9 protein-coding genes are annotated in these 13479 nt (G+C 38.6%); 1 reads left to right on the top strand and 8 read right to left on the bottom strand.

All coding sequences use genetic code 11. The features are described 5' to 3' along the window. Window positions 1-6: 6 nt before the first annotated feature. The 4 genes from D3873_RS03855 to D3873_RS03840 all read right to left on the bottom strand — a co-directional run bounded on the left by D3873_RS03855 (window position 7) and on the right by D3873_RS03840 (window position 7727). Window positions 7-3069 (bottom strand): efflux RND transporter permease subunit, encoded by a 3063-nt coding sequence (locus tag D3873_RS03855; RefSeq protein ID WP_119882791.1) that lies wholly within the window; start codon window positions 3067-3069, stop codon window positions 7-9. Window positions 3070-3106: 37 nt separating this feature from the next. Beyond that, window positions 3107-4105 (bottom strand): EAL domain-containing protein, encoded by a 999-nt coding sequence (locus D3873_RS03850; protein ID WP_119882790.1) that lies wholly within the window; start codon window positions 4103-4105, stop codon window positions 3107-3109. A 427-nt stretch (window positions 4106-4532) separates the two neighbouring features. Continuing rightward, window positions 4533-6107, bottom strand: coding sequence for a peptide chain release factor 3 (locus D3873_RS03845; RefSeq protein WP_119882789.1), 1575 nt, complete (start codon window positions 6105-6107; stop codon window positions 4533-4535). Between the two features lie 141 nt (window positions 6108-6248). Next, window positions 6249-7727, bottom strand: a complete 1479-nt coding sequence (locus tag D3873_RS03840; protein WP_119882788.1) for a UDP-N-acetylmuramoyl-L-alanyl-D-glutamate--2,6-diaminopimelate ligase — start codon at window positions 7725-7727, stop codon at window positions 6249-6251. A gap of 131 nt (window positions 7728-7858) precedes the next feature. On the opposite strand from D3873_RS03840, the gene D3873_RS03835 reads away from it, so the two are divergent. After that, entirely contained in the window at window positions 7859-9127 is a 1269-nt protein-coding gene (locus D3873_RS03835; RefSeq protein WP_119882787.1) for an ATP-binding protein, read from the top strand. Window positions 9128-9228: 101 nt separating this feature from the next. Here the strand turns inward: D3873_RS03835 and D3873_RS03830 are convergent, their stop codons facing one another. From D3873_RS03830 to D3873_RS03815, 4 genes are all read right to left on the bottom strand, one after another. Then, window positions 9229-11259, bottom strand: coding sequence for a TRAP transporter permease (locus D3873_RS03830; protein ID WP_119882786.1), 2031 nt, complete (start codon window positions 11257-11259; stop codon window positions 9229-9231). Next, the gene (locus D3873_RS03825) at window positions 11231-11764 is read right to left on the bottom strand and encodes a DUF1850 domain-containing protein (RefSeq protein WP_119882785.1); all 534 of its coding nucleotides are present in this window, start codon (window positions 11762-11764) and stop codon (window positions 11231-11233) included. Before D3873_RS03825 ends, D3873_RS03830 begins: the two co-directional genes overlap by 29 nt. Before the next feature lie 58 nt (window positions 11765-11822). Then, window positions 11823-12785 carry a TAXI family TRAP transporter solute-binding subunit gene (locus tag D3873_RS03820; RefSeq protein ID WP_119882784.1) on the bottom strand — a complete coding sequence of 321 codons (963 nt, stop codon included), beginning with the start codon at window positions 12783-12785 and terminating at the stop codon, window positions 11823-11825. Window positions 12786-12884: 99 nt separating this feature from the next. Then, on the bottom strand, window positions 12885-13469 hold the full coding sequence (locus D3873_RS03815; RefSeq protein WP_119882783.1) for a phosphatidylglycerophosphatase A family protein: 585 nt from the start codon (window positions 13467-13469) through the stop codon (window positions 12885-12887). Window positions 13470-13479: the final 10 nt, after the last annotated feature.

Raw genomic sequence — 13479 nt, 5'->3', positions numbered from 1 at the left:
TACCCCTTAATCCAAAAAGACTTTTTTTCTTGTTTCAGAATCGACGAAACTAAATATAATAGGAATAATATACAGCGTCAAAAATGTCGAACTGATCAATCCACCAATTACCGCAATTCCCATTGGTTGATTTATCTCGGTTCCTTCACCTAGCGCCAGTGCTAATGGGACTAATCCTAAAATAGTCGTTAGAGCGGTCATTAAAATTGGACGAACACGATCTTTTGCAGAAATGATTAAACTCTCTGCAGTAGATTTTCCTGCACGTTTCTGCTGAAGAATATAGTCTACCAACACAATTCCATTGTTAACGACAATTCCGACTAACACGAGTAATCCAATGACAGCTGTAATGCTAATTGGAGTCTTCGTTATGACAAGACTTGCTGCTACACCAATAATCATCAAAGGCACTGAAAACATGATGACAAAAGGATACACAAATGATTCAAACTGAGCAGCCATTACTAAATAGACTAGAATAACTGCAAGTAAAAGAGCTAATATCATGTCGTCAATAGCACCTTCAAATAACTCTCGATCCCCACTGAAATTTAATTCCACATTTTCTGATAAGGAAAGTTTTTCAATTTCTCGATCGACTTCTTCTGAAATTTCCCCAAGCGATACCGCAGATTCGTATTCAACCGTGAAGGAAGCAGAGTGAGCTTGATCATATCGTTTAATCGAAACCGGTCCATTCTCTGTCGTAATTGCGGCAATCGATTCTAATGGCACAAAAGATCCACTCGGAGTTTTCAATTGTAATGATTTCAAACTTGCTACACTCTTTATTACGTCAGGGTCGTATGCGACTCTAACTCCGAAAACATCTTCCTGCTCAGAGACAATTTGAGTTGCCATGACGCCTTTCGTAATGGATTGCACCATTTGACCGATTTGTGCAGGTAATAGACCAACTTTTCTCGCTTCTTCTCTATTAACCTCAATTTGAATTTCTTTCACCGTATCATTTAAATCGTTTGTTACTTTTCGAACATGTGGAAGTGAGCTTAAAGTGGATTGAATTTCTTGAACGGCTTCTTTTAATTCTTTTTCATTCGAGTCCGTTGCAGTAAAAGACAATGTATTAGGTGTTGAACCTGCAGTTGTTTGTAAATTAAATGAAACCATTGCATCATTCAACACATTTTTCTGTACCTTCTTTTCTACTCGCTCCACAAAAGTAAACACAGATTCTTCCCGTTCACTTAAAGGCACTAATTTTACGTAAAGTTCTGCTTTGTTTGCTTCTGACGTACCTTGAGATGCACCTTGTTGGGTACCACCAATCATGCTAACAAAAACGTCGACATTCTTTTCTTGTTCCAACGTTTTCTCTATTTCTTTTACGGTCTCATCTGTTTTGTCTGTGGAAGATCCATTCGGCAACTCAACAGAAATGCTTACGAATCCTTCATCTGTTGCGGGTAGGAATTCTGTTCCTACTTTCGTTAGTCCGTAGATAGAAGCACCCATGAAAATTGTCGTGAGTCCAATAACAACCCACCGATTTCGCAACGACCATTGTATCGATCGTTCGAAGTTCCCATATGCCTTAGAACGACGTCTTCTGGCGTCTAAATTTCCTTTAGGGGTTGTCAAAATTCTGGATGCAACCATCGGAATAACTGTTTGTGCAACAACTAACGAAGCGATAAGGCTAAATGAAATGGTTAAGGCAAATTCTTTGAACAATTGGCCAATTAACCCTGAAATGAACACGACAGGAACGAATACTGCCACTGTCGTTAAAGTAGAAGCTATAATGGCGCCTCCAACTTCTTTCGTGCCATCTGAAGCTGCTTGTCGTTTTGATTTGCCCATTGCTAAATGGCGCTCTATGTTTTCAATCACCACTATCGCATTGTCCACTAGCATACCTATTCCAAGCGCCAATGCTCCTAGCGTCATAATATTGATGGCAAAATCCGCAAAAAACATTAACACGAACGTAACAATAACCGAATATGGAATGGCAACACCGATAATAATCGGACTTCGAATCCCACGTAAAAATAAGAATAGAACAACCATGGCAAACAAAGCACCAAATAATAAGGAAGATCCAATATTTTGTATGGCGAGCTGGATATAGTCCCCTTGGTCAAATAAAATATCAGCTTGAACATTCTCGTACTCTTTTGATTGTAATAACGTTTTTAAAGAAGCTTGAAAAGCTTTTGAGACACTTGCTGTGTTCGATCCCGATTCTTGAAGGACAGACATCAACACTGCATCTTGCTCGTTTGCTCTTGTCATCAATGTCTGTTCTGATAGTGCTTTTTTAACAGACGCTACATCTGAAAGACGAACGTTTTTTCCTGTTGCAGGGTTTGTAAATACAACAAGTCCTTCCAAATCTTCGACAGTTGTTAATGTACTAATAACACGGGTCGTAAGTCGTAAGCCATCATCCGTTTCTACAGGCGCACCCGGCAGTGATTGATTATTACCTTGGATCGCAGCGATAATGTCCGATTGACCAACGCCATACTTCACCAATTGCTGTTGGTTTAACAATACCTGAATTTCTTCTGTAATCTTGCCAGAAACATTGACACTTGCAACTCCGTCAATTCGTCGAAGTTCTTGCTCTAGTTCTGTGGCAAGGGAAGAAATTGGGACGGACGCATCCGTTGAACGAAGGGAAAGTTGAATGATCGGAAACTGCGATGGATCAAATTTCAAAAATCGCGGCTTTTCAGCACCTTCAGGAATTGGAGTCAAGTCAATTCGCTGTAAAATATCCATTTCAACATCCTCTATGGAGGTTGACCAGTCGAACTGCATTAATAGAAAGTTTGATCCTTCCTCTGAAACAGATTGAATCGATTTTATTCCTGGCAAAGTGGCTAAATTGCTTTCTATCGGTTTCGTGACTTTTTCGCTAACTTCCTTTGGACTAGCTCCAGCATAATTCGTTACGACTACACCGATTGGAGGATTAAGCTCAGGTATGAGAGTTACTGGTATCTTAAAAAAAGAAACGGCTCCGAGAACCAAAACGAGAATCATGGTCACCATAGTGAAAACTGGACGTTTGATGGAAAAATCACTTATTTTCATGCTGCATGCTTCCCTTCATTCTCGTTAGATTCAAGGTTTATCGAAGTTCTACCAGTTGAGCGGCAGGTTTCCCAATAAAATAGCCTTGTGCTAAATCAAAACCAATTTTCTTGCATAAATCGAACTCTTCTTTCCGTTCAATTCCTTCTGCTAATGTGATAATACCCAATTTTTTTGCTTGATCAGATGTACTATGTAAAAATTCTTGCTTCTCTGCATCTTCATCACATCGATCAATATACGAACGGTCAATCTTGACATAATCAGGTTGTAATCGCTCTAACATATCCACCGTCGAAAATCCGGCTCCTACATCATCAAGCGCTACTTTCATTCCCTCTTTTTTATAACGTTCTAACACTCTCTGTAAATGCGGGACATCCTCAATTTTTTCTGTTTCAACTACTTCAAAAACTAAATCGCTTGGGTTAATTTGATATTTTTCTACAATACGAAATGTATGCTGTAAACAAAAATCTGGATTATAAATAGTGGAAGGTAGGAAGTTGATAAAACTTTTGACTCCCGCTTTTACCTTATCTTGACGAGCTTTGACAGCCTCTTCTCGCGCTCGTTGGTCTAATAAAGAATGCAATCCTGTTTTTTGAGCAACTTGAAATAACTTCCCTGGTGAAAAAGTATGATCATTTCCTGCAGCTCGAAGCAACGATTCATATCCATACACGGCCTCATCTCCCATTGAGATGATTGGTTGTAAAAAGCTCGTTAATGCTCCTCGTTGAATAAATGAAACGGTCTCCCGTTCTTGCATCCGCGTCATAAAGGTAGAAGGGTCAATTAAACGTTCTGGTTTCGTAGATCTCGACAAACCGATTCTTACATTATTACTCGTTTCGTACTTTTTCCATTCTTCTCCCACTTCTTCTAAAGAAGAGTATGGCTTATATGCGATGTAATCGTTCATTTTTGTGAAAGAAGAATCGAGGTAACCGTCAATAGAATCTCCTTCTACAAAAAAATTACCTTTCTCATAAAAATCAAACGAAATCCCACAGTGTACACAATCATTTTTCATTCGTGTTTCCCCCTCTATTCGAATAGTACTAGTTTACCTTAATTTTCAGAAAAATACTCTTATAATAACAGACTTACCCTGTTAACTTTCTTGCGAGTGCACAGGCGGTTAATATCAATAAATTACTATTTTTAGTTTAGCCGTTTTAATAGCATTCCCAAAGCTTTAGACTTCTATCAATTCCTTTTTTCTGCCGCTGATCAAATGGATAACGTGATAAACAAAATATCACTAAGGAAATCGGCACATCAGCGCTAAATGGACATTTATAAGCTCTTTTTTCACCGTCCATTGGCTATTTTCATTCTTCTATCAGCTGAATTTTTATGATATAAAGGCAAAATACGATTTTATAATCGTTCACATCGGTCGAAATAAAAACCGTGAAAAGTCCATCTTACAGGACTTTTCACGGTTAACTTGTTCCTTACAATAAGCTATACAATTGTATGGAGTCATTTTTGTCTTGGAACCAACGCATCGCAAATTCATTTTCAAATAAGAAAACATAGCGATCAAATCGATCACGAACTAGCATGCTACGAGGACTAGACATAGATTCTTTTACATCGCCTTCATTCTCGATCCATCGAGCGATTTTCGATCCAATCGGCTCCATACGTACTTCCACGTTATACTCATTTTTCATTCGGTGCTCAAATACTTCAAACTGAAGTTGACCAACAGCTCCCAAAATTACTTCTTCTGTATGAAGCGTTTTGTAATATTGAATCGCACCTTCTTGCACTAATTGCAAGATCCCTTTATGAAAATGCTTTGATTTCATGACATTTTTAGCCGTTACTTTCACAAATAACTCCGGTGTAAATTGCGGCAATTTTTCATATTGGAATGATTTTTTCCCGCCAGTTAACGTATCACCAATTTGATAATTCCCTGTATCATGTAAACCAATAATATCCCCTGCTACAGCCTCTTCCACTGCTTCACGATCGTCTGCTAAAAACTGAGTCGAATTCGATAACTTAAACGCTTTGCCTGTACGGGCAAGAGTAACGTTCATTCCACGCTCGAATTTACCTGAAACAATTCGCAAAAATGCAATTCGATCTCGATGGGCAGGATTCATGTTAGCTTGGATCTTGAAAATGAAACCTGAAAATTCATCATCTGTTGGATTTACATTGACATCTTCATTTGTTTTTCGCGGTTGAGGCGTAGGAGCAAACTCTAAATAAGTCTCTAAAAATGTTTGAACACCAAAATTCGTTAATGCACTCCCGAAAAATACAGGCGTCATTTCTCCATTTTTTACTTTCTCTGCGTCGAATTCATTTCCTGCTTCATTCAAAAGCATGATGTCGTCCAGCGCTTGCGTATAATACGACGTTTGTTTCATGGAATGGTCGACTGCTAATTCACCATTTTCGTTCAATGGGAGGAATCGATCCTGACCATCTGCACGAAATTGTTCAATCCGATGATGGTAACGGTCATAAATGCCTAAAAACTCTTTTCCCATCCCAATCGGCCAATTCATCGCGTACGATTGAATCCCTAGTACTTCTTCTAATTCTTCCATTAATTCTAATGGCTCTTTCCCTTGTCGATCCAATTTATTAATAAACGTAAAAATAGGAATTCCGCGGAGGCGACAAACTTTAAACAATTTAATCGTTTGAGCTTCTATTCCTTTTGCTGCATCCACAATCATGACAGCACTATCTACCGCCATTAGAGTTCGATATGTGTCTTCTGAAAAGTCTTGGTGTCCAGGAGTGTCCAAAATGTTAATGCGAGAGCCTAAAAAGTCAAATTGCATAACAGAGGATGTAACAGAAATTCCCCGTTGCTTTTCAATTTCCATCCAATCTGAAGTAGCAAACTTTCCTGTTTTTTTAGCTTTAACCGTACCAGCATCTCGAATAGCTCCTCCAAAGAAGAGTAACTTTTCGGTCATCGTTGTTTTCCCTGCATCGGGATGCGAAATGATCGCAAATGTTCGTCTTGCGTTTACTTTATCTTTTAATGTCTCTTGCAAACTAATTTCTCCTTTTTCTTACCACTATACAATGTATCCCTTAGTGAAAAATTAAGTGGGGTAGTCATACTTCTAATCTTCGTATAATCACAACTATTTCCCACTTTGTTCATATTTTGTTAACCGCATTTGCAATTGATCTCAATGTTTCATCGCAAATTTCTGCGCTAATGCTTCAAGCGCCAAATCTCCATCTGAATGTGGTGTTTTTTCATTCCCAATAATTTGATAATCTTCATGGCCTTTTCCAGCAAATATGATCGTATCGCCAACATCTGCAATCTCCACGGCATGGTATACCGCTTCTTTTCGATCGCCAATACAAGCAAAATGAGGATGAACCATTCCGGATTTAAGCTCATCTAAAATTGTATCGTACGATTCAAAACGTGGATCATCCGTTGTTAAGATGACATAGTCTGCTTTCGACGCTTTTTCTGCCATAATAGGGCGTTTTGTACGGTCACGATTCCCTCCAGTACCGATGACAAAAATAAGTTTTCCTGCTGTCATGGTTGGACGAATAGCATCAATTGCTTTTTCAATCGCATCCGGGGTATGAGCGTAGTCAATATAAATCGAAATTGGATAACCAGTCTCTAACCGTTCCATGCGCCCCTTTACAGGATGTAATTGTTGTAAATAAAGGACCAATTCTTCTATTGGGTATCCTTTCGCAGAAAGTGCAGCGATAGAAGCTAACGCATTATACACATTGAATTTTCCGAGTAACTTCATCTCTATTGGAAAACTACCAAAAGGTGTCACCATCGTGAAAGTCGTTTTATCAGGTAAAAGTTGAATATCGATTGCTTGGAAATCTGCTTTATTTTCCAAGCCATATGTCCACACAGGAAATGGTGTGACTTCCATCAATCTTTCGCTCCACGCATCGTCCACGTTTAATACGGCGTGCTTATCTTGTGTTAAATCTTGTCCTAACTGAGAAAATAATAAGGATTTTGCGTGACCATATTGTTCCATTGTTCCGTGGAAATCTAAATGGTCATGCGTTAAGTTCGTAAAAATTGCGACATCAAATTCAACACCAGTTAGACGCCCTAATGACAAGCCGTGTGACGACACTTCCATAATCATATCGCTGCACCGTTCTGAAACCGCTTGATGAATCATTTGTTGGGTGGTTAACACATCATTGGTCGTATTCATTGAATCGTATAGGACATCGTTTAAGGTAAAGCCAATTGTACCTGTTAAAGCTGTTTTATGTTCAAACTTACGAAGCAAATGATAAATCATTCCACTTACACTTGTCTTACCATTTGTTCCTGTAACACCATACAAAGTCATTTTTTTAGATGGGTAGTCAAAAAACTTCGCAGCTACTAACCCTGCAGCTCGTGTCGTATTTGACACAAACACGTAAGCAATACGATCATCATAGAATTCTAGATCTTGATCAATGACAATCACTTTTGCTCCAGCATCTATCGCTTGAGGAATGAAATCATGTCCATCTGCTGTGTATCCCTTGATACAAATGAACATACTCCCAAATTGGACACTTCTCGAATCGATTGCTACATCACTAATTGTTGTCGGAAGCGTTCCGATTATTTTTTTATATACAATACTATTAAGAAGATCCGCTGTTTGCATGAACTTCGCTCCATTCTACCCAAACTTCCAGTTATTTCAACGTCTACCGTTCATCATACCAAATTTCCACGTGTTCTGACACTACAAAATCATGTATGATGAAGAATAGAAACGAAAAATGAGGTGAAGAATTGGAGCAGTTAATATTTCATAGACATAAGTACTTGCTCTTTATTATTCTGTTCATTGTAGGAATTGTCGTGACAATCTCCACCTTTCTATTCGTCGAAAACGGTCGCCACTTCTTTCCTGCACTTATCGTAATCTTTATCGGATTTACAGCTATTGTTCAATCCATTTTATCCTACTACAATTGGAAGAAAATGCGTTTGGAGCGTGAATCATTAACACGTGCCCTATATTCAAAAGAAGGGTATTTACAATTATTTTTTGAAAATGCGCGAGATAGCATCGCTGTATTCGATTTAGACTCAAATATTATCGATGTGAATCCTGCTTTTGAAGAATTATACGGATGGAAAAGATCCGAATGTATTGGAAAACAAATTCCATTAATTCCTCCAGAACGTTTAGATGAAGCAAACAAACGAGTAGAAAAAGTTCGTAGCGGTCAAAGTTTTGATATGTTTGAAACGATTGACATGAAAAAAGATGGTACTTATTTCCATGCCCAAATTTCATTGTCCCCCATCTTTGATCGAAACGATAAGATGATCGCTATGTCCGTCATCTCTAGAGATATTTCCTATAAAGTAGAAACGGAAAAAATGATTATCCAATCCGAGAAACTTCAGCTCGCCGGAGAGATAGCCGCTGGAGTTGCACATGAAATACGAAATCCGATGACGGTCATTTCAGGATTTATGCAAATGATGAATTCCGATCCAAATCATTCATATAAAGAATATACACAAGTAATCCAATCGGAGCTCGAACGAATAAATTTAATCATTGGAGAATTTCTTGTGTTATCTAAACCGCAAGCTATTATTCGTCGTCATTTCATGTTAGATCATGTGTTAAAAGACGTTTGTTTATTATTCCAACCTGAACTAAATTTGCATGGAATTGAAGGAAAGCTAGTTTTGGAAGAAAAAGATATACAATTGTACGGAGAGCAAAATCAACTAAAACAAGTGTTTATCAACTTAATTAAAAATGCGATCGAAGCGACCGAAAGCGGTCGCACACTAGAAATGCGTTTAAGTCGAATTTCACCTCAAACAGTGCAAGTTTCAATTCGTGACGAGGGAATCGGAATGACAAAAGATGTTCTTCAACAAATTTTTCAACCGTTCTTTACGACAAAGCAAAAAGGAACAGGTTTGGGAATGATGATTTCTGAAAAAATCATCACAGAACACGGAGGAACGATAGAGATAGATAGTGAAGTAAACCTTGGAACTACCGTACGAATTAATTTACCTGTATCCAATTAGACGACATATATCTCCATTTTTCTTTTGAGAAATGATGCTTAACATGCAAGAAAAAAACCATGTAGTGGCTCGATTTTTTCTCGAGTCTACATGGTTTTTTCTTAAGCAGTTGCTGTATTGATAGGATTGTCTTTATTACGACGAAGAAATTGGAATGCAAATAATGCAGCAAACATAACTAAGCCAACAATATCTGAAATTCCTTCTGGATAAATGAGCAGTAATCCTGCTATAACAGCAAGTATTCGCTCAATCCAGGACATTTTTGTATACCAGAAACCAATCATTCCCGCACCGATTGCAATCATTCCGGAAAGGGCTGTGAATAACACCCAAATAAGCTGTGGAACTGTCGTATCAATCATTAATAACTCCGGAGACAATACAAACATGTAAGGAATAATGAATGCCGCTATGGCAAGTTTAGCAGACGTAATACCCGTCTTAATTGGATCTCCGCCTGAAACCCCTGCCGCAGCAAATGCCGCAAGTGCAACTGGTGGCGTTATATCCGCAATGATTCCAAAATAGAACACAAATAAATGTGCAGATAATGCAATAACTAGTGGAACCGATGCGCCATCTGGCATATCAAGCATCAATAACGTAATAATCGCTGGTGCAGCAATTGTCGATGTAATAACATAGTTAGCCGTTGTAGGAGAACCCATCCCTAAAACGATTGCAGCAATCATCGTAAAAAATAATGTCAGTAATATACTTCCGCCAGAAGCAGATACAAGTCCATTAGCTAAACTTAAGCCTAGCCCTGTCTTTACAACAACACCTACAATGATCCCTGCTGCTGCCGTTGCTGCTGCAACTGCAAGAGCTGTTCTCGCACCATCAACTAATGCCTCAATCATATCTTTAAAATTAAGTCGAGTATTTTTGTCAAACCAACTGACGATAATCGTTAACAAGATTCCATATAATGCTGCCTGCATTGTAGGAATTCCCATTAATAAGAAAACAATAATCCCAAAAATTGGTGCTAACAAATATATCTTTTTCAAAATTTCTTTTCGATTTGGAATCTCTTCCTTCGGTAGACCTTTTAAACCGACACGCTTCGCTTCAAAGTGCGTCATAATCCATATTCCAGTGAAGTACAATAATGCAGGAATAGCTGCCGCTTTTGCTATATCCCAGTACTCAATTCCACCACCGATGAATTCAACCATCAGGAATGCTGCTGCACCCATAATAGGAGGCATGATTTGTCCACCTGTCGAAGCCGCAGCTTCCACACCACCGGCAAACTCTTTTTTGTACCCCATTTTTTTCATCATAGGAATAGTATAAGAACCTGAAGTTACCACGTTTGCAACAGAACTTCCTGAAATCGTTCCTTGCAACGCACTTGAGAAAATCGCTACTTTCGCCGGTCCACCTATTAAATGTCCTGCAAAAGCTACAGCTAGATCATTAAAATACTGTCCTAACCCAGTTTTCACTAAGAAAGCACCAAATAGCAAGAAGACGAAGATGAACGTTGCAGATACACCGATTGGCGTACCTAAGATACCGTCAGATGTAAAGAACATTAATTGCACGATATTATCTAAGTCTTGACCACGATGGCCAAGAAATCCTGGGAAAATCCGACCGAAAAATGCATAAAATAAAAATACACTCGAAATAATCGTAATCGGTAATCCAACTGCTCGTCTAGTAGCTTCTAGTGTTAAAACGATTGCTAACACACCGACGATTAAATCTGGTGTTGTAACATTCCCGATTCGAAAGACTAGTTCATCGTACATGATTGGCCAGTAAGCACCAACGACAATCGATAGTCCTGAAAGGACATAATCATACCACGGGATTTTATTTCGCTTTTCCCCTTTTGCTTTTTTAATTGCGGGGAATAAAAGAAAGATTAGCGATAGCGCAAATCCTAAGTGGATGGAACGTTGTAAATAGGCAGTGAATTGGCCAAAGATTGCCGTGTATAATTGAAATAAAGAGAAAGCAAGTAGTCCGAAAAAGACAACTTTCAGCATGACCCCTTTTAAATCTCGGGTATTCGATTCAGGATCGTATTTCTGTAAAATCTCTTGTTGTTCTTCTGCTGATAGTTGCTCGAAATCTTCCGGCCTATCAAGATGCTGATTTTTGTTCTCCGCCATGCATGTTTTCCCCTTTCCATTGATCAAATAATGAAAGCTTGTCTAGTTGTAAAGTGTATGTATTCCCTCTTACTAAGAAATCTTTCATGTTATGTTCATACCCATTATAAAGAAAATATAAATCTCGATCGACATCTCCAACTAAAATATCGAAGGAAGGAATCACCGTTTTCATTCCCGTAATAACATATTTGCCATCTTTTTCGACAAATGTCTCTCCTTCTCCTGCATTTGAAGGCATTCCAATCGCGAAATCTTCGTATTCTACACCATAAACACGTATATCTTTTTCTTTTGTTATGAGGTATGTCTCTAGGACGTCAGATAAGTGGATAGAATGAGTATAGCGTATTTGAAATGACTCGTCATTTTCTAACGGAAGATAAGCGATAGGGGATGTATTTCGTTGTTCGTAGAAGACAAAACTCCATTTGTACGGAAGAGTCACTATACCAACTATTGCTATTAACAAGAAAAATAAGATACCAAATGTTCGTTTTTTCATACACTCACTCCAAGGAAAACAGAAGACGATGGATAGATTCATCCATCGCCTACCTGTATTATTTCTTCTCTACGCCAACTTCATCGAAGTATTTTTGCGCACCAGGATGAACATCAATGTTAACACCATTTAAAGCTGTTTCAGCTTTAATCATTTCTGCCTTAGCATGTGCCATCTCACCAGTGTTTTCGAAGATTGCTTTCGTCATGTCATACACTAGATCTTCTGGAAGATCTTTATTCACAACTAGCATCGCATTAACGGAAACAGTTGGAACATCTGTTGTTAATCCGTAAGTGCCTGATTTTACTGTATCTGTCGCATAGTAAGGATATTTTGCAATTAATTCTTCCGCTTTATCAGCTTCAACTGGTACGATAACGACTTTTTCCACTGCATTTAATGCTTCTACAGCTCCTGTTGGAGTACCTGAAGTAATGAAAGCAGCATCAATTGATCCTGATTGTAAACTTTCTTGTGATTCACCAAAGTCTAAGTTTTGTGCATCGATATCAGAATCGATTGACATTCCGTGTATTTCCAATAATTGTTGTGCATTGATGAATGTACCTGATCCAGGTGCACCCACTGACACTTTTTTGCCTTTTAAATCAGCAAACGTTTTAATTCCAGATCCTTCTGTTGTTACCAATTGAATTGTTTCTGGATATAACGAACCAATAGCCGAAATGGAATCGACTGCTTTGCCATCGAACATTTCTAAACCTTCAGCAGCATAATACGCAATATCTGTTTGAACGAATGCGATTTCCGCATCCCCTTCATCAAGAGCAGTCATGTTTGCTGCAGATGCTTGAGAAACTTCCGCTGTTACTTCTGAATCAGTGTTGTCTGTAATGATTTTAGCTAATGAACCACCTAGTGCATAATATGTACCAGTTGTTCCACCTGTTGCTAAGCTCAAGTATTCATAATCGCCATCGCCACCTGAACTACAAGCGCCTAGTAGCAACGTTGCAGATAGTCCTAACGCTGCCATAATTTTTGTCTTCGTTTTCATGAATGAAAATACCCCCTTAAAATATGATTACATATTCATTTTACCATTACATTTCACAGAAATGTCAAATAGTACGAATAGTCCTTCGATCGTAATGTGTTAAGTGGTCGTTCCTTCCACATTTTTCTCAGGCGCAACTTCCTCTGGAGATATGTCTTTAAAGGTTTCATGGTGCTCTTCCAGATCCCTCGTACGATGTGCTATTCGTGAAGATGCACAAGCAGCAATACTTGCCACTAAGTCATCCAAAAATGTATGGATGCCGTTCCCGCTTTTCGTATCTAATTTTTTGATCACACCAATTTTATTTTTATCCAAATGACCAAAAGTGGTTACAGCGATACTTCCATATGTGAACACGGAACCGAGCGCGATTGTTTCATCTACTCCAAATAAACCCTCGTCTGCCTCGACAATTTGCTGAAGAGGCTTTGATAGCTGTTTCTTTTCTGCTAGCTCATCTAATTCCACGCCAACTAATATGGCATGTTGCATTTCTCGTTTAGTTAACACGCTGTCCACCGATTCCACACAATGCTCTAACGTTAAACCATCGTTATAAGCAAGTTGCATTTCCAAGACGATTTTTGCAATGTCTTCTACGGAAACACCTCTACGTTCTAGTGCATTTTTTGCTGCTTCGTACACTTCTTTTGAATGTACTCGATTTTCTCGTTGCCACATTTCTCCCCAC

The sequence above is a fragment of the Paenisporosarcina cavernae genome (assembly GCF_003595195.1).
Lineage (GTDB): Bacteria > Bacillota > Bacilli > Bacillales_A > Planococcaceae > Paenisporosarcina > Paenisporosarcina cavernae.
Note: the sequence above shows the minus strand (reverse complement) of the source record. Positions and strands in the feature narration are given on the sequence as shown.

Coding starts and splice junctions, on each gene's coding strand:
- D3873_RS03855 (WP_119882791.1), bottom strand. CDS start 3,069: ATGAAAATAAGTGATTTTTCCATCAAACGTCCAGTTTTCACTATGGTG.
- D3873_RS03850 (WP_119882790.1), bottom strand. CDS start 4,105: ATGAAAAATGATTGTGTACACTGTGGGATTTCGTTTGATTTTTATGAG.
- D3873_RS03840 (WP_119882788.1), bottom strand. CDS start 7,727: ATGCAAACAGCGGATCTTCTTAATAGTATTGTATATAAAAAAATAATC.
- D3873_RS03830 (WP_119882786.1), bottom strand. CDS start 11,259: ATGGCGGAGAACAAAAATCAGCATCTTGATAGGCCGGAAGATTTCGAG.
- D3873_RS03825 (WP_119882785.1), bottom strand. CDS start 11,764: ATGAAAAAACGAACATTTGGTATCTTATTTTTCTTGTTAATAGCAATA.
- D3873_RS03820 (WP_119882784.1), bottom strand. CDS start 12,785: ATGAAAACGAAGACAAAAATTATGGCAGCGTTAGGACTATCTGCAACG.
- D3873_RS03815 (WP_119882783.1), bottom strand. CDS start 13,469: ATGTGGCAACGAGAAAATCGAGTACATTCAAAAGAAGTGTACGAAGCA.